The organism is Pedobacter duraquae (assembly GCF_004362245.1).
Lineage (GTDB): Bacteria > Bacteroidota > Bacteroidia > Sphingobacteriales > Sphingobacteriaceae > Pedobacter > Pedobacter duraquae.
Genome location: NZ_SNWM01000002.1, coordinates 113,518 through 139,052, shown reverse-complemented (window position 1 = coordinate 139,052; position 25,535 = coordinate 113,518). Strand labels below are relative to the sequence as shown.

The 25,535-nt window shown below is 41.5% G+C and carries 19 protein-coding genes; 15 read left to right on the top strand and 4 right to left on the bottom strand.

What is annotated here, in order from left to right; genetic code table 11:
- Positions 1-9: 9 nt before the first annotated feature.
- Positions 10-1,299: an NAD(P)/FAD-dependent oxidoreductase gene (locus CLV32_RS06665; RefSeq protein ID WP_133553758.1), complete on the top strand. Its 1,290-nt coding sequence runs from the start codon at positions 10-12 to the stop codon at positions 1,297-1,299.
- Positions 1,300-1,332: 33 nt separating this feature from the next.
- Positions 1,333-1,542 (top strand): hypothetical protein, encoded by a 210-nt coding sequence (locus CLV32_RS06660; RefSeq protein ID WP_133553755.1) that lies wholly within the window; start codon positions 1,333-1,335, stop codon positions 1,540-1,542.
- A 5-nt stretch (positions 1,543-1,547) separates the two neighbouring features.
- Here CLV32_RS06660 and CLV32_RS06655 read toward each other — a convergent pair whose 3' ends face one another.
- On the bottom strand, positions 1,548-2,246 hold the full coding sequence (locus CLV32_RS06655) for a DUF4397 domain-containing protein (RefSeq protein ID WP_133553754.1): 699 nt from the start codon (positions 2,244-2,246) through the stop codon (positions 1,548-1,550).
- A gap of 210 nt (positions 2,247-2,456) precedes the next feature.
- Between CLV32_RS06655 and CLV32_RS06650 the strand changes: the two genes are divergently transcribed.
- The 10 genes from CLV32_RS06650 (at position 2,457) to CLV32_RS06605 (ending at position 13,850) form a co-directional block, all read left to right on the top strand.
- Positions 2,457-3,047, top strand: a complete 591-nt coding sequence (locus CLV32_RS06650; protein WP_133553752.1) for a TetR/AcrR family transcriptional regulator — start codon at positions 2,457-2,459, stop codon at positions 3,045-3,047.
- Between the two features lie 222 nt (positions 3,048-3,269).
- The gene (gene spt / locus CLV32_RS06645; protein WP_133553750.1) at positions 3,270-4,475 is read left to right on the top strand and encodes a serine palmitoyltransferase; all 1,206 of its coding nucleotides are present in this window, start codon (positions 3,270-3,272) and stop codon (positions 4,473-4,475) included.
- 82 nt (positions 4,476-4,557) lie between these two features.
- The gene (locus CLV32_RS06640) at positions 4,558-5,544 is read left to right on the top strand and encodes an NAD-dependent epimerase/dehydratase family protein (protein WP_133553748.1); all 987 of its coding nucleotides are present in this window, start codon (positions 4,558-4,560) and stop codon (positions 5,542-5,544) included.
- A gap of 17 nt (positions 5,545-5,561) precedes the next feature.
- Complete coding sequence (locus tag CLV32_RS06635; protein WP_133553746.1) at positions 5,562-6,017, top strand: phosphatidylglycerophosphatase A family protein; 456 nt, start codon at positions 5,562-5,564, stop codon at positions 6,015-6,017.
- A 1-nt stretch (position 6,018) separates the two neighbouring features.
- On the top strand, positions 6,019-6,396 hold the full coding sequence (locus CLV32_RS06630) for a GtrA family protein (protein ID WP_133553744.1): 378 nt from the start codon (positions 6,019-6,021) through the stop codon (positions 6,394-6,396).
- Positions 6,396-8,954 (top strand): DUF5686 and carboxypeptidase-like regulatory domain-containing protein, encoded by a 2,559-nt coding sequence (locus CLV32_RS06625; RefSeq protein ID WP_133553742.1) that lies wholly within the window; start codon positions 6,396-6,398, stop codon positions 8,952-8,954. Before CLV32_RS06630 ends, CLV32_RS06625 begins: the two co-directional genes overlap by 1 nt.
- A gap of 22 nt (positions 8,955-8,976) precedes the next feature.
- The gene (locus CLV32_RS06620; protein WP_133553740.1) at positions 8,977-10,278 is read left to right on the top strand and encodes a DUF4833 domain-containing protein; all 1,302 of its coding nucleotides are present in this window, start codon (positions 8,977-8,979) and stop codon (positions 10,276-10,278) included.
- Between the two features lie 6 nt (positions 10,279-10,284).
- Positions 10,285-10,905: a sterol desaturase family protein gene (locus tag CLV32_RS06615; RefSeq protein WP_133553738.1), complete on the top strand. Its 621-nt coding sequence runs from the start codon at positions 10,285-10,287 to the stop codon at positions 10,903-10,905.
- A gap of 1 nt (position 10,906) precedes the next feature.
- A complete protein-coding gene (locus CLV32_RS06610; RefSeq protein WP_133553736.1) occupies positions 10,907-11,845 on the top strand; it encodes a phosphatase PAP2 family protein in 939 nt (312 codons plus the stop codon).
- A gap of 94 nt (positions 11,846-11,939) precedes the next feature.
- Positions 11,940-13,850, top strand: coding sequence for a tetratricopeptide repeat-containing sensor histidine kinase (locus tag CLV32_RS06605; RefSeq protein ID WP_166641902.1), 1,911 nt, complete (start codon positions 11,940-11,942; stop codon positions 13,848-13,850).
- Between the two features lie 3 nt (positions 13,851-13,853).
- On the opposite strand, the gene CLV32_RS06600 is transcribed toward CLV32_RS06605, so the two are convergent.
- Both CLV32_RS06600 and CLV32_RS06595 read right to left on the bottom strand, forming a co-directional pair.
- Positions 13,854-14,285, bottom strand: coding sequence for a DUF983 domain-containing protein (locus CLV32_RS06600; RefSeq protein WP_208110966.1), 432 nt, complete (start codon positions 14,283-14,285; stop codon positions 13,854-13,856).
- Position 14,286: 1 nt separating this feature from the next.
- Positions 14,287-15,159 (bottom strand): AraC family transcriptional regulator, encoded by an 873-nt coding sequence (locus tag CLV32_RS06595; RefSeq protein WP_133553732.1) that lies wholly within the window; start codon positions 15,157-15,159, stop codon positions 14,287-14,289.
- A 193-nt stretch (positions 15,160-15,352) separates the two neighbouring features.
- Between CLV32_RS06595 and CLV32_RS06590 the strand changes: the two genes are divergently transcribed.
- On the top strand, positions 15,353-16,081 hold the full coding sequence (locus CLV32_RS06590; protein WP_133553730.1) for a head GIN domain-containing protein: 729 nt from the start codon (positions 15,353-15,355) through the stop codon (positions 16,079-16,081).
- 53 nt (positions 16,082-16,134) lie between these two features.
- Here CLV32_RS06590 and CLV32_RS06585 read toward each other — a convergent pair whose 3' ends face one another.
- Positions 16,135-16,566: a hypothetical protein gene (locus CLV32_RS06585; protein WP_133553728.1), complete on the bottom strand. Its 432-nt coding sequence runs from the start codon at positions 16,564-16,566 to the stop codon at positions 16,135-16,137.
- 391 nt (positions 16,567-16,957) lie between these two features.
- On the opposite strand from CLV32_RS06585, the gene CLV32_RS06580 reads away from it, so the two are divergent.
- Entirely contained in the window at positions 16,958-17,395 is a 438-nt protein-coding gene (locus tag CLV32_RS06580; protein WP_133553726.1) for a hypothetical protein, read from the top strand.
- A 424-nt stretch (positions 17,396-17,819) separates the two neighbouring features.
- Positions 17,820-25,529: a PKD domain-containing protein gene (locus CLV32_RS06575; RefSeq protein WP_133553724.1), complete on the top strand. Its 7,710-nt coding sequence runs from the start codon at positions 17,820-17,822 to the stop codon at positions 25,527-25,529.
- Positions 25,530-25,535 lie beyond the last annotated feature (6 nt).

Below are 25,535 nucleotides of genomic sequence, written 5' to 3'. Positions count from 1 at the left end.
TTAAACTAAATGATTCAGACTTCAGCAAAAAAGATCGTAATTATTGGAGGTGGTTTTGCCGGTATGAACCTGGCACACCAACTTAACAACGCCGATGAATTTCAGATAATTCTGGTAGATAAAAATAATTATAATTTCTTTCCTCCACTTATTTATCAGGTAGCTACAGGCTATCTTGAAACGTCTAATATTAGTTACCCTTTCAGAAAGCTCTTTAGCGAACAGGAAAATGCAACTTTCAGAATGGGTGAGGTCGTTCGCGTGCTTGCCGATAAAAACCAGGTAGAACTCACTACCGGAATACTTGACTATGATATTCTTGTGTTTGCAACCGGAACTGAGACTAATTATTTTGGAATGGAGAATGTAAAACAAAATTCTGTTCCGATGAAAACAGTAGAAGACGCATTGTTTATGCGGAATACGCTACTTGAACGTCTGGAAAAGGCATCAAGGGAAACAGATCCCGCAGTCAGAAAAAAGCTGCTAACGATAGTTGTTGCCGGAGGAGGTCCCACAGGGGTTGAGATTTCGGGGATGTTTGCAGAAATGAAAAAACTGGTAATCCCGAAAGATTATCCGGAACTCATCGGTTCTAATGGTGAGATTTATCTGGTTGATGGCCTCAAAGCAGTACTCACGCCGATGAGCGAGAAAAGTCAGCAATACACCTACAACACCCTGACTAAAATGGGTGTAAAGATTAAACTTGATCATATGGTGAAAGATTATACCAATGATGTGGTTTCATTTGCAAACGGAGAAACTATTGAGGCTAAAACACTGATCTGGGCTGCAGGTGTGACAGCAATTGTTTTTGAAGGTATTCCGGCTGATAGTTATGGTCGTGGTAAACGAATGCTAGTCGATGCTCATAATAAGGTTGTTGGAACAGAAAATATATATGCAATAGGGGATACTTGTTTGCAAACTACCGATGCAGCATTTCCTCAGGGACATCCTCAGGTAGCTCAAGTGGCTATTCAACAGGGTAAGTTGCTTGGCAAAAATTTGAAAAATATGTTGACCGGAAAGACACTTAATGCTTTTACTTATAACGATAAAGGCTCTATGGCTATTATCGGTAGAAATAAGGCTGTTGCAGATCTTCCATCGCCAAAACTTCATTTCGACGGTTTTCTTGCCTGGGTAGCATGGTTGTTTATTCATCTACTATCACTTATCACCAATAGAAACAGGTTTAAGACCTTATATAACTGGACGGTAGCATATTTTACAAAAGATCAGTCTTTGCGCATAATCGTGAAGCCAGGTAGAGAATCTTTTGATAATAGTTAACATTAAGTTAACATTGATTCAGCATATTTGTAAATGTTTTTGAAGATCCTTGCAGTAGTATTTTATCTCTTTACAATAATAGCAGCCTTTAAAATGGAAACCCCATTGAAGGGATTGTTATTTGTCCTGGTAGTGATTGGTGTAAGTGGCTTGCTTTATCTGTTTATTCTTTTTCCAGGTATTTCAGGTATCGCAGTGGCTATTATGCTTGCTGCCTTTATCCTTAAACAAGGAAGTAGGTAAGGAGCCTAGTTTTGGACACTCAGTTGGATCGAAAGCTTCTCAGCGTCTACAGTCGATCCAGTTAGCCCTTTTGCCCAAATTGTGTAGATTTTCCCTTTCGTAAAGGTTGCACGAATGGTGGTAGCAACACTCGTATTGGTAGCTTTATCAAGTAGATTGATCGTGTATTCTGTTCCTGGTGTAAAGGATATATAATCTGTATACTGTTGGTTTGATCGGTCTGCGAATGTTGTTTTTGTGCCTAATAATTGCAATTCAAGAATCAACGCGCCTGCATCTGGCGACATATTCAAAAATCTGACCTTGGCTCTTTCTGTATCAACCACACTGAGGTCATCCGTAATCCAAAAATAGTTTACAGCAGTAGCAGTCCCCGTTAAAAAAAGCGACCTCGAAATTTTCCCTTCGAAACTGACTTGAGTAGGAGCAAGGGCGGTCGACGAATTTGCCACTACAGTCTGAGCGGTGTATGTGCCCTGATATACTCCGGTATAAGCAGTATTTGCACCGAAAATTAATGGTGTGCTGCCATTTACAACTCTATTGTCGATCAAAAAATTCAACGCAGTAGCGCTGGGGATGGCGTTATATACTGCAACAAATGCGATGTCGCCTCCAAGGTTGGCCTCTTTCTTACAAGAACTTATTGCAGAAATCATGATAACCAGGGCTGCGGCGAAAATTTGCTTCTTGATGTTTTTCATATGTTAATTAGGAATGGCTAAGATACGAATTGTTTCTTTGGAGTTAAACATAGAAACAATTCTGAGTTGTTTGAATTTGAACGCTTAGTTATAAATTGAGTGTTTATTTCATGTAATCTTTCAGTCTGTTTAATTTTTTGGCGACAGATCTCAATTGCTTTCTGTACTTTTGGACCGTAATTGAATTTTGGTCTGGTATTTTAACTTCCAATGGAAAAAGATGAACTCGTAATCACTGATATACTGGTCGGCGCTAAGAAGCTGTTCGGGAAACATGGGTTGAAGAAAACGACGATGGAAGATATTGCCATGGCTGCAGGGAAAGGAAAAAGTACGTTGTATTATTATTTTCCAAGTAAGAAGGAGATTTTCGAGGCCGTGGTAGAGCAGGAGATGAAGAGTGTGGTTAAAAATATCCGGGAGTCTGTTAATGCATCGGTTTCAGCTAAAGAGAAACTGAAATCTTTCATCAAAGCTCAGGTCACATCAATTATCGGAAATCAAAGTTTTCGTGAGGTGGTTTTGGAAGATTCTATGGAAAGCATGAAAATGCTGATGTGTATGAAATCCAGATATGAGCAGATTCAAATCGATATGGTTCGTGAGATTCTTCTTGGTGGAGCGCAATGCGGCGAGTTCAGAGAGTTGTCACAGGCTAAAATGAATAAAATGTCATACGTGATGATAACAGCCTTTAGAGGAATGCACTACCCGCTGAGCGTAGAGTTCGAAGCACCCGATGATGCTGAATATTTTGATGAAATGATCGATATGTTGATGGAAGGGATTGGCAAAAATTAAAGAATTCTCGATTTATTGTGTTGTTAATAGTTTATTTGACAAAAAGATTATAGACTAAAACACGCGAAAAGTCCGGGAATGAATTACTTTTGTTTCATCTTAATTTAACATATTTTTAATATATTTAGAACAACTTTTAATCCAGCAAGTTAGCTCTTAGCTAGGATTAACTGATAATAAAATTTATGAATCCAACTGCAGTAAACATTATACAGTTCAAGCATGCGTAAAAAATTGCACGATAGAGTTGCCTCGTTTAAAGATGCAACAGCGATTAAAGAAAGGGGATTATATCCTTACTTTAGGTCTATAGAATCAGCTCAGGATACCGAAGTTATCATCGATGGTAAGAAGGTCCTTATGTTTGGTTCTAACTCTTACCTTGGACTTACCAACCATCCCAAGATTAAAGAAGCGGCAAAACAAGCTATAGAAAAATATGGCACTGGATGCGCTGGTTCGCGTTTTTTGAACGGAACCCTTGATATTCACCTTGAGCTTGAGCGCAGGCTTGCGGCGTATGTAGGTAAAGAAGCAGCTGTATTGTTTAGTACCGGCTTTCAGGTAAACCTCGGTGTTATCTCTTGCCTGCTCGATAGAAACGATTATCTTGTTCTTGATGAATACGATCATGCCTCCATTATTGATGGTAGCAGATTGTCATTTTCAAGGTCTATCAAATATGCACACAATGATATGGATGATCTGCGTAAAAAATTAAGCAGATTACCGGAAGATTCGGCGAAACTAATCGTTGCCGATGGTATCTTCAGCATGGAGGGCGACCTGGTAAATCTACCGGAAATTGTCAAAATTGCTGATGAGTTTGGCGCCAATATCATGATGGATGATGCTCATAGTCTTGGCGTGATCGGTTTTAATGGCTCTGGTACTGCATCACATTTTAACCTTACCGATAAAGTAGACCTGATCATGGGAACGTTCAGTAAATCACTCGCCTCATTGGGTGGTTTCATCGCAGGTTCTGAAGAAACAATTGAATTCATTAAGCACCGTGCAAGAGCATTGATGTTCAGTGCAAGCATGCCTCCTTCGGCAGTGGCCAGTGTAATCGCTGCACTCGATATCATCGAGTCTGAGCCTGAACGTATCGATAAATTATGGGATAATACAAACTATGCAAAAAAGCTACTTTTAGAAGCCGGTTTCGATATCGGTCATACAGACAGCCCTATTATTCCTGTATATATCAGGGATAATGACAAGACCTTCCTGATCACAAATATCTTACACAACAACGGCATATTTGTTAATCCGGTAGTATCTCCCGCTGTACCTTCAGATGCCTCATTGATCAGGTTCTCGTTAATGGCTACACATACCTTCGAACAGATCGAAGAAGCTGTAGCAAAACTTGACGCCGCATTCAAAGAGGTGGAAATTTTAACTGCTAAAGTGAGTTTATGAAACATTTCGACTTCATCGGTGTCAAACTTCGGTTAAACGAATACTGCTTAGATAGGTCGAAATAGATTTCAGAAAAATCGATATGAAAAAAAGAGTATTAATTACTGGTGCAAGTGGGTTTGTTGGCTTTCATTTAATTGAAGCAGCACTGGCTTCCGGTTTGGATGTCTACGCTGCCGTTAGAGGTGCAAGTCAGATTAGCCACCTCCAGGTATTTGATATTCAGTATGTTCAGCTAGATTTTAATGTAGTAGAGCAACTCCATGAAACAATTGAAAGCTGCAAAATTGATTATATTATTCATGCTGCGGGGATTACCAAAGCAAGAACTGAAGCAGAGTATAATCAGGTAAATGCTGTGTTTACAAGGAACCTGGCTGTAGCTAGTGTGAATGCAGGGGTAGAAAAATTCGTTTTTGTAAGCAGCCTTGCTGCACTCGGACCTTTATCAGACTTAAAGGGGATGTTGCACGATGATAGTGTTGCACATCCTGTAACGAGCTATGGGAAAAGTAAATTACTCGCCGAGCAATATCTCTCAGAGATTCCCGAGCTTCCTTTGATTGTTATACGGCCAACAGCTGTATATGGTCCACGGGAAAAGGATATCTTTATTTTGTTCAACAGCATCAATAAAGGATTGGAGCCTTACATCGGTCAGTTCCAACAACAACTGAGTTTTGTATATGTAAAGGATCTGGCCGCAATCGTGGTCAAAGCGCTCCATGCTGATGTTAGACAGCAATCTTATAACGTATCTGATGGATGCGTTTATGATCGGTATGCGCTTGCGGATTTATCGAAAAAGACATTGAAAAAGAAGACCTTTAAATTTCATCTGCCTGTTGCAGTAGTAAATCTTTTGGCCTCAACAATGGAACTATTGTACCGTTGGAGTGTTAAAGCACCTACATTGAATAAAGAGAAAATGCAGGAGTTGACGGCAGTAAACTGGGCTTGTGATATCTCTGCGATTCGCACTAACCTGGGTTTCAGTCCCAAATATAACCTGGCATTAGGTCTGACCGAGACTTTAAACTGGTACAAGAAAAATAATTGGTTATCCTAAACATACGCAAAAGAACAATGTTGTTCCATAAAATCACCTCAACGAGCTTCGGCATCGGCTATATCGGAAAAGGAGCGGGCACTGCAGCAGCAGTTGCTACCTGCCTGGTATGGTATGCGTTGATGAGAGCGGAAACAACTAACTTTTTGCCTGCCGCACTGGTAACGCTTGGTATCACTGCACTGGGAATTTGGTCTGGTAATGTCGTTGAATCGATTTGGGGCAAAGACCACAATAGAGTCGTAATTGACGAAGTAGCAGGTATGTGTATCGCTCTGCTATGGATTCCGGTAACACCCTTGAATATCTTTGTTGGATTAGTATTCTTTCGTTTTTTTGATATACTAAAGCCACTCTTCATTCGTAAACTCGAAGACCTTCCAGGTGGCTGGGGTGTAATGTTTGATGATGTGCTTGCCGGTGTATATGCCAATATTTGTCTGCATCTTTTTCTAAAATTAAATCTGAGCTAATATGGCAACTTTTGTAAAGGCTCAGGTCTCCTCTTTAACGGCCTCACTTCTTGACTTTCTTACCACATTAGTCTGTAAGTACGTGTTTCATTTTCAGGTAATTCTGGGTAGCGCAACAGGTACAATTGTTGGTGGAATTGTAAATTTCCTGATTGGCAGAAACTGGGCTTTCGAAGCCCGCCAGGGAAATGCAAGCCGTCAGGCACTCAAATATCTTTTGGTATGGACCGGGAATCTTGTGTTGACAACAACGGGCGTTTATCTCGTTACGCACCTCCTCGGCCTCACCAATTATGTCTTACCCAAAATCTTTGTATCCTGTGTTGTAGGTGTACCCTATAATTATTTTATGCAGAAAAAATTTGTATTCATATCGTAATGAAAAATCAATTCAAAAAAATTATATGGTCATTCGTACTCCTGATACCTTTATTGGCATTTCAGGCGTCAGCCCAAAGTACTGTCATCAGTGGTCTCGTAACAGATGCGAAGGATAAAGATCCTTTGCCATATGTTACTGTCATGTTTAAAGGAACAAGTATCGTAACCCGGACAGATGCTGATGGAAAGTTTACCATCAGCACCACCGAAAACCATACGCAGCTTCAGTTTAGCTACGTGGGTTATACTTCAACCACGGTAACGGTAAAACCCAATCAGACACAGACGATCAATGTTAAGCTCGATCCTGAATCTACAGCGCTGACAGAAGTTACTGTCACTGCAGGAAAAAGGCCAAGATACCGTAACAAGGAAAATCCAGCAGTAGAGCTCATCCGTCGGGTAATTGAACATAAGAATAGCAATCGCATGGAAAGCTATAGCGAAGTTCAATATCAACAGTACGAACGTATGACTTTCTCTATGAGTAATCTGTCGGATAAGTTCAAAGAGAAACGTATTTTTAGAAAGTATCAGTTTCTTTTTGATGAACAAGATTCTACTAAAATAGGTGGAAAGAACATCCTTCCGGTATACATGGCTGAAAAGTTGTCTCAGAACTACTTCAGAAAAAGCCCTGAAAAGAAAAAGACGGTCGTTTTAGCCGATAAGCATGTGAACTTTGAAAATCCGATTATCGACAATAAAGGAATCAACCAATATTTCGATAGGATGTATGCTGATATTGATATCTATGATAATAATATCTCTCTACTGAGCAATCAATTTTTGAGTCCGATTGCAGATGCATCTCCCACTTTCTATAAATTCTTTATTACAGATACGATCAAGACACATAGTCCACAGCTGATCGAATTGTCTTTTATTCCCAGAAATAACACTGATATGTTGTTTGAAGGGAAGATTTACATCACCATGGATGGGAACTACGCTGTACAAAATGCATTCCTTACGGTGAATAAAAATATCAACCTGAACTTTGTTCGTGCGCTGGAAGCTCGGTTAAATTTCGAAAAAAATCCGGATAACAGATATCATCTAAGTAAAACCAACCTGATTGTTGACTTTGGTGTTAACAAGAACAAGGGTGGCGGATTTACTGGTGAACGTACCATCGTACTGAAAGATTATCAGGTTAACATTCCACAGTCAGATCAGGTGTATGCAGGGGATGCAGTAATAGTTAAAGCCGATGCCGAAAAGCACGACGAGCAGTTTTGGGTAGATAATAGGTTAGATACCCCGTCCGCGGCCAGTCTTAAAGTATATAAGAATATTGATACCCTCCAGAAAATGACTTCCTTTAAAAGGACTATGGATGTGGTTACGCTAGTAATAGCGGGTTACAAGGATTTTGGGCCATTCGAAGTTGGACCAGTGAATACGTTTTATAGCTTTAATAATGTAGAAGGATTAAGACTTCGTTTAGGCGGAAGAACTACCCCCGCGTTAAGCAAACGGTATTATTTTGAAACGTATGCTGCATATGGATTGAAAGATGAGAAATGGAAGTACTTTTTAAGTAGCACATATTCTTTAAATAATAAATCAATCTATTCTTTCCCTCAGAATTATTTAAGGGCAAGCTTCCAGCGCGACACCAAAATTCCTGGGCAGGAATTGCAGTTCGTACAGGAGAATAATTTCCTCTTGTCGTTCAAAAGAGGTGAGAACAATATGCTCTTGTACAACGATTTTTACAAGTTCGAATACATGAAAGAGTTTGAGAATCATTTCTCGTATAACATATCCTTCCGTAAATGGTCTCAGAAGCCTGGAGGCTCATTAAATTTCACCAATTTGGTTGGAAATATGCCCAATACGGTAGATCAGCTTAATACTTCAGAACTAAGCGTAGCACTTCGTTACGCTCCGCATGAAAAGTTTTTCCAGGGTAAAATTTACCGTACGCCGATCATTGATAAATATCCAACTTTCAATTTAAGATATACTGCTGGTCTTAAAGATGTGTTTGGCGGCGACTATTCTTACCAAAATATTGCAGGAAGCATTGATAAGCGTCTGTATATGTCTCAATTAGGGTATTCCGACATCACCCTGGAAGGTGGTTACATTTTCGGTAAGGCGCCTTTCCCACTGTTAACCATCCACAGGGCCAATCAGACTTATGCTTACCAATACAGCTCTTTCAACTTAATGAACTTTCTGGAGTTTGTGAGTGATCACTATGCAAGTTTTAATATTGATCATAATTTTAACGGATTCTTTTTTAATAAAGTACCTTTGTTAAAAAAATTGAAACTACGGGAAGTTGCATCCTTCAAAATATTATATGGAGGTCTCCGCAATGAGAACAATCCAAATATGGATCGCTCACTGCTGCAGTTCCCGACTAATGCCGCAGGCGTTCCGACTACGTACTCCTTAAATAAGGAACCTTATATGGAAGGTAGCGTCGGCATTGGGAATATTTTTAAATTTTTAAGGGTTGATATGGTCAAACGTTTCAGCTATTTAGAAAATCCCGTTGTTTCTGAATATGGTATCAGGGCAATGGTTAAACTTGACTTTTAATACGAATACTAGTACAACATATATGGCATCAACTACATCTACCAGAGACCGCATGCAACAAGGCATCTATGTGGTTATCAATCCCTTTGTAAAGGGGCTGATTAAGATAGGTCTCACCCCAAATGCGGTAACAACTATCGGATTGTTTCTGAATATCGGTGTTGCTGTAATTTTCATCTTTGGGGCTGAAAAAACAAATAGGGGCGACCTTTCATTCGTAGGCTGGGGTGGTGCGCTGGTGCTTTTTGCAGGACTGTTTGATATGCTTGACGGACAGGTAGCAAGAATAGGAAATATGAGCTCCACCTTTGGTGCAATGTACGATTCTGTACTGGACCGATATAGTGAACTAATTTTGTTTCTCGGTATCTGTTACTACCTCGTTGCACATCATTACTTTTTAAGCTCACTTTTTGCATTTATAGCTTTAATGGGATCTATGATGGTAAGCTATACCCGGGCAAGAGCCGAAGGCCTCGGCGTGCAGTCTAAAGGTGGGTTAATGCAAAGGCCTGAACGTGTTATTACCATCGGAATCACTGCAATTGCTTGTGGTGTTGCCGGACATTTTATGGGTGGCGATTACAAAATTTTCGTCCCTGGAATCTCTTTTCATGTATTCGAGACAATGTCAATCTTTACTATCCCCTTAACAATAATGGCAGTAATGACAAATATCACAGCTATAAACAGATTAAGAGATGCAAAAAAAGCGCTCAATATCAAAGACGCTGAAAGCAAGAAAGCCACATATGGTAAAGCAGTAAGTATTTCGGCTATATTAATTACACTGGTACTAAGCTTCTCTGGCAGCAGTACTGCCTTCGCGCAAACAGATACTAGTGATCCATCTCCTGTAAAATTTCCGACGCCCAAAGGAATAGCGAACGAACTGTTTTATTTGCAACGTGACCCAAACAGCAATACAATCATCTACGAACTTAACCTCGACTCAAAAGGGAATGTCGACGCTGATGAACCCGTGTTGGTTTACTGGATGCGCTATCATGATGGCGGCGAGAAGAAAGACCTGAGCTATATCCAACGTAAGTTTGCCTACGGCCTGCAGACAAAAGATCTTGGCAACGGACAGTTTGAATTACGTTTCGTGTCTCATAAAAAGCTTCCTTTGTATCTGATCAAGTCGGATACAGATAAGAAATACCATGTATACATCACTGTAAATAATAAGAAAATACAACTGGATAGGGTTTTTGTCCGCATTGAAGGCGGTTCTTTCTGGTTGCCTAATGTTAAATATGTTGAACTTAAAGGAACTAACGCTACAGGTTCGACGCAAATTGTAGAACGTATAAAAGTTTAAAAGATCATGAAAAAGAATTTCGTTTCTAATTCTTCTGACTCGATCAGAATGTTCAAAAATGGATTTTTAGAAAGTTTATCAAAGGTTCACTTTTTTGTCCCTTTAATCGTATTTATACCAGTGATTGTCTTTTTGATCTGGAAATCACTGTTTGATTTGAATATGGCAATTCTGCCTTTTGCAGGATATGCGTTATTTGGAATTTTTGTCTGGACCCTTACGGAATATGTAATGCATCGCTATGTATTTCACTTTTACCCAACATCTGATTGGGGAAAGAAAATTCACTTTATTTTTCACGGTGTGCACCACGATTATCCTAATGATGCGAAACGCCTGGTAATGCCGCCATCAGCAAGCATCCCTTTAGCGCTAGGTTTTTTCTTTTTGTTTCAATACTTACTGCCAATTGGAACAGTATATGCCTTTTTTCTGGGCTTTATCAGCGGCTACCTGGCTTATGATATGACACATTATGCCTTGCACCATGCTAATTTTAAGAACGGCTTCTGGAAGAAACTTAAGCAACATCATATGCTGCATCATTATTCTGACTCTACACGTGGATATGGTGTAAGTTCTGATATCTGGGACAAAATCCTGGGTTCAAACTTCTTAAAGAAATAGTATGCACGAAAATGCCAATGGCTATACATCTTTTTATGCCTTAAAGAATTTCTTGGTCACCACCTTGTTATCCATACTTTACCTCCTGGTATCGGCTATTCTTGTTGGGTTTAAGTCGGATCAGATAGTCCTGCTCCTTATTTTTAACGTCGCGTTCTACGCTTCGCGTTTCAGTAGAAAGTTTATCCTCGGCTTCTCGATCTTTATAGTGTATTGGATCATTTTTGACTACATGAAGGCGCTTCCCAATTACAGATATCATTCGGTGAGCATTGAACAGCTGTATAATCTGGAGAAACATTTTTTTGGCATACACACCCCATCAGGTATGCTGACCCCCAACGAGTTTTTGAAACTGCACACAAGTAAGGCTGCAGATTTAATTACCGGCATCTTTTACTTACTTTGGATTCCTGTGCCTTTAGCTTTTGCCGGATATCTATTCTTCAAAAATAAACTGCAGTTTCTATATTTCTCCTTTACTTTCGTACTGGTAAACTTGATTGGGTTCGTAATCTATTATCTTTATCCCGCGGCACCGCCATGGTATGTTCAACTGCATGGTTTTCATTTCGTCGCCAATACCCCCGGCAATACCGGTGGGCTTTCCCGCTTTGATCAGTTGATAGATGCCCCCGTATTCAAGTCTATATACAGCAAAAGCTCAAACGTATTTGCCGCTATGCCTTCATTGCATTCCTCTTATCCGGTTATCGTGCTTTATTATGGCATAAAGAACAGACTTGGTTTAGTAAACTTGTTCTTCGGATTAGTAATGCTCGGAATCTGGTTCACGGCGCTTTATACAAGTCACCACTATCTGCTGGATGTTCTGGCGGGAATCAGTTGTGCGATTTCAGGTATTTTTAGTTTCAACTGGCTGGCTTCAAAACAACCTTTTCAAAACTGGTTAAACAAGTTTCAATCTGTAATCAACTAATATTGCTTTTTTGATTTTTATTGTATCTTAGAGATGGATAATGTCTATGAGGTACAAGCGCTCGATGCTTTTTTTTCTGGTTTTACAATGTTTTATGGCCTTTAGTGGGAGTGCTAATGGGACTGATGCTGCCATGCCTGTTGTTAATGATACCAATCAGGTGAAAAGCTTGTTGGCGACTGCTAAATCTTTGATATTTAAAAATGCCGACTCGGCAATCTTGATACTGCATCGTAGCCGTAAACTTTCAGCGTCCTTAAACTATTCGTATGGAGAAGGAGTAAGTCTTTCTATGATTTCGTCTTATCATGAGCGTCGTGGAGAGCTCAGATTAGCTCAAGATTATGCCGAACAACAGATATCTGTTTTCAGAAAGTCCAACTATCAAAGAGGTTTAGCCGGTGCATATAATGGTTTAGGTATCATTCAGGGAAAGAAGGGAAATTATAAAGCTGCTGCAAAGTATTTTTATATGGCTTTAAAATTGAATGAGCGGCTGCATAGCGTAGAAGGAATGCGGCAAGGTTATATGAAGCTAGGCCTTGTGAATGCCATGAGTAGAAATTTTCCGCTAGCGAAGTATTATTACAATAAGGCTGAACTCATAATTACCGACAGAAGATCTAATCCATACCTTACATTAGTTAATGGACTTGGACAAATGTACGCCATGCAAGGTGATATCAAAACAGCTTACAACTATTTTATCAGAGGTGTACATGCTGCCAGTGATACATCAAATCAGGGTAGCAGGGCCCAGTTGATGACCAATGCGGGTAAGGCTGCCGAAGAGTTAGGGGATAATATAGAGGCTTTTCATTACCACACCATGGCCTTAGAACTCGTACGTCAATTTCATCAGCCGATGGAAGAGGCACATACATTACTAAACCTTGCGTCCCTGCAGTTTAAGGAAAATCCGAAACAATTGCCCTCCAGGCTTGGTGAAGCCCTTATCTTATCTCAAAAACTTGGCGACAAACAATTGCTGTCAGATATTCATCTAACATTAAGTGAAATTTATAAAAAACAAGGGAATTACAAAAGGGCTTTACAAGAATTTGAAACTTACAATCTATACCGGGACAGTCTGTTTACTTTAGATAAGAAAAATGACCTCGCCTCACTACAAAAGGATTTTGAATTAGATAAGTCGCAGTTGGAAGTAAAGTCTTTACAGAGCTTAAATGAAAAGCAAAGTCTGATTAGAAATATCTTCGCACTTCTATCAGCTGCTATTTTATCGATCGTGTTGATCATGTTTTTTGCGATTCGTAAAACGAACAGACTCAATAATAAGTTGAAGGAATCTGGGTTAGTTAAGGATAAAATGTTTTCAATTCTTGCCCATGATCTTAGAAGCCCTATCACAAATGTCGTTCAGATGATGGACTCATTGGATGTTGACGACAATACGATTGAAGAATGGCGGATGTTGTTTCAAGAACTAAAAAGACATGCCAAGGTGTCCCTGGAAACTTTAGATAATCTGTTGCAATGGGGCGCAGCACAGCTGCAAGGTATTCGAGTAAGACAGGCTCAAATAGAAACACAGGTATTGATAGATCATAATGTAGCGACCCTCAAAGCTCAGGCTGATCGTAAGAAGATAGCGATAAAAAACCATTGTAGTCCGGTTACTTCAATCTATGCAGATCCTGTTCATTTCGATTTCGTAATCAGGAACCTCGTATCAAATGCAATAAAATTCACCTACAGCCAGGGGAGCATAGATATTCGATGTATGGTTTCCAGAGATTCAGGTATGATCACTTTTTCGGTTCAGGACACTGGGCAGGGCATTTCTGCAAAAGACCTCCAGACGCTATTTAGTCAGAATCTGGAAAGTAAAAAAGGTACAGAAAACGAAAAGGGAACTGGTATTGGACTGATGCTCTGCAAAGAGTTTGTTGAGGCTAATGGTGGCAGAATCTGGGCTGAAAGTGAAGAGGGGAAAGGATCAGTCTTTTATTTCAATCTCCTTGCGCTGCCACCAGGCAAGTAAGAGCTACTTTTTCTTTTGGGGAGCCCTGTTCGGCTCATAATGTAAGCCGGGCGATAACCAATAAAGTAAGATAATCCTGGAATATCTGTAATTAAATGGAGAAAAGGCAAGTACTGCCACGAGAAGGATCGCTACATAGTACCACAGATTTTCGTATACGAGGGGAAGACCTAATATGTACGCTGCAACACTCGCGCTGATCATTTCTGCAACGTTCATGGCATAGCTGATAAACATGGAAACATAAAAATAACCAGGTTCACGTTCAAATTTTAGTCCGCAGTAAGGGCAGGTTTCATTCATCTTTTGCACTCGAAAACCATACGTTGGCCCTTCAAAAACTTTTCCTACCCTGCAGCGTGGACATTTGGCATGTACAATTCCATTCCATTGTGATACTTTTAATCCTGTTGGTTGATTACTGTTATTTTCCATATTATTGAACGTTTGACTTTCTGAATTTTTCGGGGGTGATGCCCTCGTGTTTTTTGAAAAACCTGTTAAAGTAAGAATTGTCTTTGAAATTTAGACGCTCCGCAATCTCTGCAATACTCAGGCTAAGGTTGATGAGCGAACGTTTCGATTCCAGGATAACTCTTGCCCGGATCAGTTCCCCGGCCGAATTACCCGCCAGATCCTTACATAGTGCATTGAGGTGGTTGGGCGTAACATAGAGTATCTCGGCATATTCTTTCGGAAATCTCAGCACCAGGTAATGCTCATCAATTAACTGCAGAAAATTCCTAAAGACGGTTTGATTGTACGAATGGGGTGTAGCGGTGACGGTTGACTGTGCAACCCTGGATACCTTAATCAACAATTGAAGGAGCAGTGTGCGAACCATATCCTGACTAAACATTCGTTCCTTGGGCGTCTCTTGAAGCATGCTTTCAAACAACGTTACCGCTTCTTGCTGCAATTGGGGATTCAACTCAATAACCTGCTCTTCCGGTACTCCGCTGAATACTTGAAATCCGTTAATATAATTGGCGTTGTGCAAAAACGAACTGAAATAGCTTTTTGAAAAATTGATAATATAACCGTCTGGCTCATCTTCGAAATCCCAACTGTGTACCTGCCCGGGTGCCATAAAATAAATCTGTCCGGGTGTAATGCGGAATTTTTTGAAATCTATGTACTGTGTCCCTGTACCCTTTGAAAAATATACAAGGTGATAAAAGGAGTGCCTGTGCGCTTTATGAAGGTGCTGATTATTCTTGGCATAGTAACCAAAACGGCTAATCAGAATCCCCTCATCTTTATAGGATTCGAAGTTACCGATGTCATATAATGGAATGCCTGATGCCATGTACAAAAGTACGTAAAACGTGATGGCTAATGTGGTACTATTACACGTTAAAATGGTACTATTTATAGATTCTTTTGTTTTTGAGCCCTCATAATACTAGCGCCGAAAATAAAAAGAAAACAAAATTTGTTTTACTTGCAACTTTTAGGATTCACATACGTCTTATAAGAGTTGAATTTTAAAGAAACTGATCATGAAAAAAATAGTCCCATTACTTTTTAGCGGAATATTAGCGCTAAGTACCATCAGCTGTTTAGCCAAACCAGCAAGCACAACTACAATTAAACAGACCGAAGACCGTACGGTGAAGAATTTTTCTGGAATTGCTGCAGGTGGACCCATTGATGTGATCGTCACAATCGGTAACACCGAAAGTGTGCGTTTTGAAGGAGATGCAGATGCAATTGCCACATTGGTTACCGAAGTCAGAGGGAACGTTTTGATCATCAGACCGCAGAATAGTTGGAAAAGTTGGGCGAAGAAATATGAAGATAAAAAAATAACAGCTTATGTATCTGCAAAAAAGATCAGTAGCCTCACAATGAGTGGCAGCGGTAGTATGCGGGTTAACTCGCCGATTAATCAGTCAGAATTGACTACCACGTTGAGCGGTTCTGGAAGTATTAAAGTAGGCCTGGATGTACAGGAATTGACTTCGGTGTTAAGTGGCTCAGGAACAATTAGTTTAACTGGTAGTGCCGATAAAACAACCGTAACACTGAGCGGTTCGGGTGTGCTTAATGGAAAAAGCTTAAAAGTAGGTTCACTTTCAACTACTTTAAGTGGTTCGGGAAGTGTTAATGTAGACGCATCCGACGAAATTAATGCGGTAATCAGTGGTTCTGGTACTGTCAATTATCGTCAAAGTCCGACTATACACAAAACTGTGATTGGTTCTGGAGGCGTGCGTCGCGGATTGTAGACCAACATACAAAACATAAAAAGGCATCATGAAACTTTCATGATGCCTTTTTATCAATAAGCCAATAGCTCATGCTCTAACACCTCGGGATAATGTTGTTTACACCCATAGGTGATTTCAATAACAAGTTCTCCACTGGCGCTGAACCGACCCTCGCGGTTTGAAACTGCGGAAAGTGTTGTGCTAAGTGCGACCAACTTATCTCCGAAAGAACTGTTTATAATGTCAGTCGGTTTAACAAACTTAATTGGCCTCCTGTTTCTGATTGCAAAGCTACCCTGGGAAGCCAAAAATGAAATCGACTGTTCATTTAGGTTGCTCAGATCACGAAGTTGTGATGCTGTAAACGCCAGGTAAGTAATAGCCCAACGTTTAAAATCTTTTGCCACTTCGGCTGCAAAAGCATATACCGCTTCGTCCTGCAATGCATAGATGTCTGTCTGCATTGCATTGATTCCTGTTTGTGAAAATTGATATTTCTTCATATTTTTTTTATTCAAATCTATATTGACGAAACAGCTGGAATCAAGATCCATAAGTTGAAATTAGCTGAACGCGTTGCAATTACTATTTGAAGAAAGCTCAATAGGATAATAAAAGGACTGAACAGGTTATGGAACGAATTTTAGTGCCAGGTAGGAAAGCATATCGTGGCATGATGAAAAAATAAATATGGTTAATAATAGGTGATTATATAGTTTAGAGCGCACTTTAGACAAATGATCCCTGATGTTTAAATTTTCCTCCCTTAGAATATACAGTAGTAATACTTTGATAATTAGAACCCTGTGGGAGATTCCAGTGATATGCTATCTTGGACTGTCTTATTGGCAAATCGACGTTGCTCATATTGTTCAACATATTATCATATGTCTTATGTTATTTAACTTGAGGCATGTGGTAACACACCTGATCAATTGGTCAAAATATAAATCTCCTCAATTTATTGCAAATAGCTTTACACTTCCCGCGCATTGTCCACAAATAGATCTCGCAATAATTCATTCTACAACACATGGTCGATACGCTGTTGACACTTCAGGAATTATCCACAGCTGGCCAGATACGCTACAGGAGAGCGTACGTTACCTATCTGAAAAAGAGTACGTTCGTGTAAATAAATCATTTTTGGTTGCATATAAAGTAATTGCTGATTTTATACCTGAGAATGCCTCAGAAGCAACCAGCGTCAGTAGAAATAAACGCGTATTCTTACTTGCCCTTACTGTTCCTTTTAAAAAACCAGTCTACACCACTTATAAGAACGGCGTGCAGTTAAAACGTAACTGGCAACGCTTATCCCCAAAGAAATAACAAAGCGATATCAGGTTATTCTTAAAATGAATATTCATCTTGTTCTTTTTTTATAAGTCAGGTCGAGCTATTTTGTGGAAAAAAATCGAAGTTTCTTAATGTTATTGTTAAAATACTGAATTATTGTTTATTTATATCTCATCAGTAGAAAATTGATCGGCAGACAGGCATTTCATTCAATACTTTTCATAATCCGCACCTAAAATTCATTTTCACGATTCGGAATTTAATTATACTTTTGCGGCCTTGACATATATGAACGGGCTTGAAGAAAGTTTAAACGACTATGCCGTTATATATTATGTTATTTTAAATGATTTATCTTAAGATGTTCCTCTCAAGAATTAGGATCGAATTATTAAAGCAGACTCAACTTATCCTTCTCAAGATTTTACGCATTCACCCTATACGTTAAAAATATTAAGTGGTTAAACATTTACTGAGAATAGCTGTTCTTGTCGTCTTGTTTTGTGGTTTTTATCGGCTTTCAGCAGCTTTTGGACTGGAGAATTATAACCTTTTTGGTAAGCCCTGGGTTTTCAAGGCCGACCCCAATCAGATTATTATAAACGGTTCCGCTGCACTATGCCCTAATGCCGTGGTAGTATTGCGTGCTAATAATGCTGTTGCCGGTCAAACGATAGTCTGGCGTAAGGGAGGGGCAATCATTGCCGGGCAGACCGGAACTACTTATACCGCAAATAGCGCCGGGAATTATAGCGTCACGGTAAATGGTACGTTATATCCTGCGGTTACATTAACCATGAAGAATGGACCTAATGCTACTTTCACTTTTACAGGTGATAACCAATGTGTTTCTCAAGATGTACAATTTACCAATACCTCAACAGGAAATGGATTGACCTACAGTTGGGATTTTGGCGATGTCAACTCGGGAGTAGCAAATACGTCGACCGACGAAAACCCAACACACCGTTTTGTGGGGGCTACGGGAACGGGAACGCAAATTTTTCAGGTTAAGCTGACGGTAACCAACGACGAAGGTTGTAGTCAGGTAGTCACAAGAGGGGTCACGATGAATAAGCGACCGAATGCGAATTTGACAGGGCCTAACCCCACGACTTTTGAAGACGAGGAATATTTTACAATGTGTACGTCGAGTGCTTCGTCAGCACCAGTAAATATCACGAACTCTTCTACCACTGCAGCAACGAATATAGGTTATGAAATCAATTGGGGCGATGGAAGTCCGGTTTTACAAACCGCTACATTTACCTCACTTTCTCATACTTATGCTATCGGCTTCTATGATCTCACGTTTAAGGTAACTGGCGCAGACGGATGCGTTGAAACAAAAATTTACCATGTTTTTGTGGGAAGTAATCCCGCAGTATCCATCGCGAGCCCGGGAAATACCGTAGTTTGTGTGGGCGTACCCATCAGTTTTCCAATTTCCGGAACACAGTCAAACCCACCGGGAACAAGATACACGGTCGTGTTTAATGATGGCTCAGCGCCGCAAAACTATACGCAACAGACCCTTCCAAACGCAGTAGAACATACTTTTAACGAGAGTTCCTGCGGTAAACCGGGAAACTCTTTTAGTGCGCAGATCATTGCATCAAATCCATGTGGTACTTCCAATGTTACGGTTTCAGCCATTTACGTATCTGAAAAACCGGTCGCTGAATTGACAAGTACTGCTCCCAATACCTGCATTAACAGCCCGGTAACATTTAGTAGTCATAGTTTTAAAGGAAATAGCGTGTCTTCTACCGGCGCCTGTAATCCGGGTAAAGCTATTTGGGAGATTGATACGCAAGATTATATAGTTGTTAGCGGAAGTCTGGGAGAGCTAGGTTCGACATACGGTAATACTATAGCCGGAACGGAAGATATTGTCATTAAATTCACTACTCCAGGTACGCATCACGTAAAAATTAAGGTATGGACAGGAAATACCACCTGTGGAGATGATGAGGCAGATCTACCTGTTTGTGTCAATCCGGCACCCCTGGCATTATTTACCACCGATATTGATAATGGCTGTCAGCCCCTCACTATTCATACAACCAACACATCCCCAATTCCTAATTGTGGTGTAAACAGCTACCAGTGGTCGGTAACCTCGGCAACGGGTACTGCCGGCGTAACCTTCGACGCCACTGCTGCGAATCCGGATTTTCAGTTTGCCAATCCTGGTACGTATACCATAACGCTGGTTACATCGTCGCCAGGACAGGGATGTACGTCGGCCCCATATTCTAAACAAATAGTAGTACATGCATTGCCCGTCGTTACGCTTAGTGCCGCCACAGGCGGATCTATCTGTGCCGGAACTACACGTACCCCTTCGGCTAGCGTCATATCTACCAATGCCGTAACTTACCAATGGACTTTCGAAGGGGGATTGCCTGCTACCTCTACAGTGGCAAATCCGGGAACAATTACTTACGCTACCCCGGGTACTTATACAACAACCCTGGTTGTAACGAACGGGTGTGGCTCAACAACAAAAACTTCAACTGTAGTTGTTAAACCTATTCCGGAAGTTACCGTTCCTGCCCAGGATATTGTATATTGTAAAGGTAAGACCACGGCGGTAATCCCCTTTTCCAGTAGCCTCCCGGCACCGGCAGTAACTACCTATGCCTGGTCAAATAGCAATATTGCTATCGGATTGCCAGCAAGTGGGTCGGGATCAATCCCTGCATTTACAGCGGCCAACAATGGCACAACACCAATTTCGGCAATAATTACAGTCGTACCAATGAGTAATGGCTGTGCAGGCCTGCCAAAAACATTTAATATTATCATTAATCCGCAACCATCGGCTCCTGTCGCTTCGCCAACAAACTTCATCTATTGTCTTAATGAAAACGCTTCGGCAGTATCAGCTACTGCTACAGGTGCAAATACACTGCAATGGTATACTAATGCAGCACTAACAGCCACGTTGCCCGGGGCACCAACGCCACCTACAACTACGGCAGGCATAACCAGATATTATGTGACGCAAACAAATAGTTATGGTTGCGAAAGCCCCGCCACGGTAATTACTGTTACCGTAAATCCCGCTATTGCTAATAACAGAATAGGACCAGATCAGAACTTATGTTTCAGTAGCACTGCAGCACCTATCACGCAGCAAGGTACACTGACGGGGGGTAGTGGCGTTTATATGTATCAATGGCAAGTTGCTACAGGGGCTTCACCGTTTACGGATATTGCCGGCGCAACAACTGCCAGCTATTCTCCAGGGGTCTTGATGGAAACTACTAAATACCGGAGACTGGTAACAAGTGGTAGCTGCGCAAGCATTTCTAATGAGGTTACCCTTGGCGTGCAACCCGTGCTTAGCAATTTTAATATTGCCGATAATCAAACCATATGTGCAGCTACAACTCCGGCACAATTAATTGGGGAAGGCCCATCTGGCGGCAGCGGTACATATACTTATACCTGGGAACGCTCAACAGACCAAATAACGTGGACGGCAATTACCGGGGCAACGGCACAAAATTATCAACCAGGTATACTCAACACCACTACCTATTACCGCAGAAATACAATTACTGGGATTTGTACAGGTATGTCAAATATCGTGATGATTACGGTCAACCCCCGTCCAACTGTAAATACGCTAGCAGATCAGCTTTTCTGTGCAAATATCCTTGCTCCAGCTACAACATTCAGTAGTCCCGTTGCGGGAGCCGTTATCTATGCATGGACCAATGATAATGTGAATATCGGTCTCGCAGCATCCGGAACGGGCAATCTTCCTGCATTTACAACATCGAACACTACTAAGCACCCTATTGTTGCACATATAAGTGTCACAGCAACATATACGGCAAATAGTGTAAGTTGTCCGGGAACGGCAATGACGTATACGATTACAATTCTCCCCAATATTACAATCAATCCGTTAGTAGGAACTCCCGCACCTGTATGTGCCGGTACGGTAATTCCTGCCGTCAATCCGACACACGATGCGGATCCGTTTACTGGGGCTACTATAACTTACAGATGGACATCTTCTAACCCTGCAGTAGGACTCAACTCGGGCACAGGTGTTCGTGTTCCCGCTTTCGCTACAACAAATACAACAACAACTGATATTACGAGTACGATCACCGTTTTTCCTATCTATAATTATAGCGGTAAACAATGCGAAGGTGAACCGCAAAGCTATTCTATTGGCGTTAGTCCGCAGCCAACGCCTGCAAATGCAGGTGTAGATCAAAAAACCTGCGGTACAACAACTACATTAAATGGCAATACCCCGCTGGTAGGATCCGGCGTATGGGAACAGACCTCAGGTCCGTTGGCGAATATCGTAAGCAGCACCTCGGCAGGTACAGTGGTAAACGGGCTGACTAAGAATAACAGATATACTTTTAAATGGACAATCAGCAATGGTTGTACACCGAGCTCGGATTTTGTTACTGTTGATGCACTTTCTGATATCGTCAATGCTATTCAAACCTCTAATGCTGTAATTTGCCCTGGTGTGAGTGTAACGCTCAGCACAGATCAGCTAAGTGGTGGTGATGTTTCTGGCATCGTTGCTGCAAGCTACACCTATGTATGGGAACAATCTGTCGACAACCAAAACTGGACGATCATCAACGGTGCCACAGCAGCTACCTATACAGTTAGCCCTACAGCAAGTACCTGGTACAGGAGAACAGTGCGTAGCTACAACCTCTGCGAAAGAATTAGCTTGCCGGTTCAGGTTGTTGTTCAACCTGCGATCACTAACAACATTGTTAGTGGATTAAATCAGACTTGTACCGGGCATTCTCCAGGTCAGTTAACAGGTACCATTCCAGCAGGATCAGACGGTAACTTTATGTACCAGTGGCAGCTGTCTGTTGATGGCACAAACTGGACAACTATAGCCGGGGCAAATCAGGATAGTTATACGGTACCGGTGCTTACACAAAATACTTTTTACAGACGTATAGTGAGTTCCGCAAGTTGTAATGGTGCTCAGCGTAACAATAGTAATGCTTTTCTCATCACTGTAAATCCAGATGCGCTTGCGGAATTTACCGTTTCGAGCACGATGGGCTGTGCACCGTTCCATATCAGAAACGTAGTGACACTTGTTCAACATGCCGACAGGAATTCAAGCTATGAATGGTTTGTAGATGGCCTTTCAATCGGAACGGGACTTACGATTCCTGATTATGTGATTCAAAATGATGGTGAAACGGCACATGTCAAACTTGTTGCAACAAGTAGATATGGCTGCGAATCTTCTGTGAAGGAAATGGATCTCAGCACCGTTAAATCCGTTACTGCTGCCTTCATTAAAGATCAGGTTGCTGCCTGTGGTCCGGTAACAACCCATTTCACGAACACATCCACTCCGATAGCCGGTGCACGTTACAGCTGGAACTTTGGAAATGGATCTACCTCAAGCTTGGCACAGCCTGCTGATGTCGTTTTCCAACCGCATCCACTAAACAGAGATACCACTTATACCATCACGCTAACAGCCATAACAGATTGTAATGTCAGTACTTTTACAGATACTGTTCTGGTACACGCCATTCCTAAGGCTATCTTCACACCTGATAAAACGATTGGCTGTTCGCCGTTTGTGATCAATCTGACCAACCAGAGCAGGGGTACGGCCACCACCTATACTTACAGTTTTGGTAACGGGGATAAAATCGTAAAAAGCAGTAAAGATGGATTTAGTTATACTTATAATACTACTAAAACAGATACGCTGACTTTAAAAATGGTTGCCGAAAATAGTTGTGGTAAAGACTCTACAGAATATCAGGTGGTTGTTTATCCTAATCAGGTTCAGGCCAACCTTGTTGTGAATGGGAACAACCAGTATGGCTGTTCGCCCGTAGCGGTAACCTTTACCAATAATACGACCGGTGCCACCACCTTTAACTGGGACTTTGGTGATGGCAATACTGCGGTAACTACCCAGGCACCAGCTACGCTGCAACACATTTATACCCGGCCCGGCGTCTATACCGTTAAATTGCTTGCTTCAAATGGCTGTAGTTCTGCTACCACAACACAGACGATCACTGTATATGAGCAACCGGCTTCAACTTTTACACTTTCTAAAACACAATATTGTGTAACAGAGTCGCTGGTGCTAAACAACACCTCGGCGACTCCTGATTATAGTTATTTGTGGGACTTTGGTGACGGTACAACAAGTAATGCTCAAACACCTGTACACGCGTATACCAGAGCTGGTGTGTATACTGTTAAGCTCACTACCATTCGTCCATTTGCCAACGGTGCCAGCTGTAGCAATACCGTAAGTCATTCTGTACAAATTCTGGCCAAGCCAGTTATGGTGCTGACCAGCAATGCAGCGAACCTCAACTGCGGCCCATTCGATCTTGTGGTAAGCACACCAGCATCAAGTGCATCAGCAGCAGAATGGAATTTCGGTGATCCTCAGGGTGCCAATAACCAGCTGAGTGGATTTACAGCCCGACATACATATACGCGTGCAGGGATTTACAGGGTGAGACTGATTGCCTATAATTCTGCCGGCTGTGCAGATTCTACATACCTTTCCGTTCGGGTTACAGAAAGCCCACTGGCATCCTTTACACCAGGAGATAGTATCTTGTGCGGATCGGTAACAACGATCAATTTTAGAAATACAAGTACCTATGGCGGTACAGATCTGGTAACTTATAAGTGGCTGATCAATAATGCTGTAGTGTCTAATCAGCGAAATCTAAGTTATAACTTCACACCGCCAGCCAGCGGGGCTTATCCACTTGCATATGCTGTAAAATTGATTGTTACCAGCACCCTGGGATGTTCTGATACTTCAAGTCATACCATTCAATTTAATGCGCTTCCGAAAGCGGCATTTACAATTGCTGCCGCTAGTGGCTGCGCTCCGTATGTGCCTGTAGTTAACAATACTTCGCAATACGCTGATCTCTATACCTGGTATGTCGATAATAGACGGGTATCTACAGAAAAGAATCCTGTATTGAGTTTGCCAAACCCGGCTACTACCTACAGAATCAAACTGGTCGTTAATAACATCTATGGCTGTAAGGCCGATAGTCTGGAGCGCAGTATCACTACTTATCCAAAACCAGTGGCGGCATTTTCTTTGGCCGAGAACCTCAGCTGTAATGGTAAGCTGGATCTGAAAATCACGAACAGTTCTACCGGTGCAACCAGTTACACCTGGAATTTTGGCGACGGCACAGCAGAAGTTACAGGCGCAACACCTGCACATACTTATGGAGCGGTAGGTACCTACCAACTGAGGGTTATTGCTTCAAATGGCTTCTGCAGGGACACAGCTATCCAGGAAGTCCGTATAGCAGCAACGCCTCAGGCGGCATTTACAGCGAATGTCAGGACTGGCTGTACGCAGATTACGACTACGTTCACCAATATATCTGTAAACACCCAAAGCTATGTCTGGGACTTCGGCGACGGCACATACTCCATAGAGAAAAATCCTGTGCATACCTATAGTTATCTCAAATCACCCTATACCGTAAAGCTTGTGGCTACGGGAGATTTTGGCTGTTCTGATACCGCTATAATTACAAATTACATCGTAGTTAGCGCGCCGCCTAAAGCGAATTTTGAAGTCCTACCAGATACACTGATTAAGATTCCTGATTTTACGTTTACGTTTAACAACATCAGTACAGGCAACCCGGTAAAATACAAATGGGAATTTGGCGACGGCCGGACGGCAGATACCAGAAATGCTGTGCATACCTATCCTGATTCCGGCATCTTCAAAGTACGCTTAACAGTAACAAATGCGGAGAACTGTGTAGATGTGCTTACACGCACAGTACAAATTACGAATACAACGGGATACCTCTATGTGCCGAATGCATTTGAGCCAGGAAGTCTCAAGCCAGAACTGCAAACTTTTGGCGTAAGGGCCACTGGTTTGTCTGAGTATACCATTAAAGTTTTCAATACCTGGGGTGAGCTGGTCTGGTCAAGTTCAAAGCTTGATAAGGAAGGTGTTCCTACTGAAACCTGGGACGGCACAATGCGCGGTTCACCGGCACCACAGGGCGTGTATGTATGGTACATCTCGGCAAAATTCATCAATGGATCTGAATGGAAAGGAATGAAATACCAAACAGGATCGCCAACAAAAACAGGACCTATTCACTTAATCAGATAATAAGCA

Bases quoted from the DNA above. Each gene is read 5' to 3' on its own strand.
- CLV32_RS06665 (WP_133553758.1), top strand. From the start codon at position 10: ATGATTCAGACTTCAGCAAAAAAGATCGTAATTATTGGAGGTGGTTTT.
- CLV32_RS06660 (WP_133553755.1), top strand. From the start codon at position 1,333: ATGTTTTTGAAGATCCTTGCAGTAGTATTTTATCTCTTTACAATAATA.
- CLV32_RS06655 (WP_133553754.1), bottom strand. From the start codon at position 2,246: ATGAAAAACATCAAGAAGCAAATTTTCGCCGCAGCCCTGGTTATCATG.
- CLV32_RS06650 (WP_133553752.1), top strand. From the start codon at position 2,457: ATGGAAAAAGATGAACTCGTAATCACTGATATACTGGTCGGCGCTAAG.
- spt (WP_133553750.1), top strand. From the start codon at position 3,270: ATGCGTAAAAAATTGCACGATAGAGTTGCCTCGTTTAAAGATGCAACA.
- CLV32_RS06640 (WP_133553748.1), top strand. From the start codon at position 4,558: ATGAAAAAAAGAGTATTAATTACTGGTGCAAGTGGGTTTGTTGGCTTT.
- CLV32_RS06635 (WP_133553746.1), top strand. From the start codon at position 5,562: ATGTTGTTCCATAAAATCACCTCAACGAGCTTCGGCATCGGCTATATC.
- CLV32_RS06630 (WP_133553744.1), top strand. From the start codon at position 6,019: ATGGCAACTTTTGTAAAGGCTCAGGTCTCCTCTTTAACGGCCTCACTT.
- CLV32_RS06625 (WP_133553742.1), top strand. From the start codon at position 6,396: ATGAAAAATCAATTCAAAAAAATTATATGGTCATTCGTACTCCTGATA.
- CLV32_RS06620 (WP_133553740.1), top strand. From the start codon at position 8,977: ATGGCATCAACTACATCTACCAGAGACCGCATGCAACAAGGCATCTAT.
- CLV32_RS06615 (WP_133553738.1), top strand. From the start codon at position 10,285: ATGAAAAAGAATTTCGTTTCTAATTCTTCTGACTCGATCAGAATGTTC.
- CLV32_RS06610 (WP_133553736.1), top strand. From the start codon at position 10,907: ATGCACGAAAATGCCAATGGCTATACATCTTTTTATGCCTTAAAGAAT.
- CLV32_RS06605 (WP_166641902.1), top strand. From the start codon at position 11,940: ATGGCCTTTAGTGGGAGTGCTAATGGGACTGATGCTGCCATGCCTGTT.
- CLV32_RS06600 (WP_208110966.1), bottom strand. From the start codon at position 14,285: ATGGAAAATAACAGTAATCAACCAACAGGATTAAAAGTATCACAATGG.
- CLV32_RS06595 (WP_133553732.1), bottom strand. From the start codon at position 15,159: ATGGCATCAGGCATTCCATTATATGACATCGGTAACTTCGAATCCTAT.
- CLV32_RS06590 (WP_133553730.1), top strand. From the start codon at position 15,353: ATGAAAAAAATAGTCCCATTACTTTTTAGCGGAATATTAGCGCTAAGT.
- CLV32_RS06585 (WP_133553728.1), bottom strand. From the start codon at position 16,566: ATGAAGAAATATCAATTTTCACAAACAGGAATCAATGCAATGCAGACA.
- CLV32_RS06580 (WP_133553726.1), top strand. From the start codon at position 16,958: ATGTTATTTAACTTGAGGCATGTGGTAACACACCTGATCAATTGGTCA.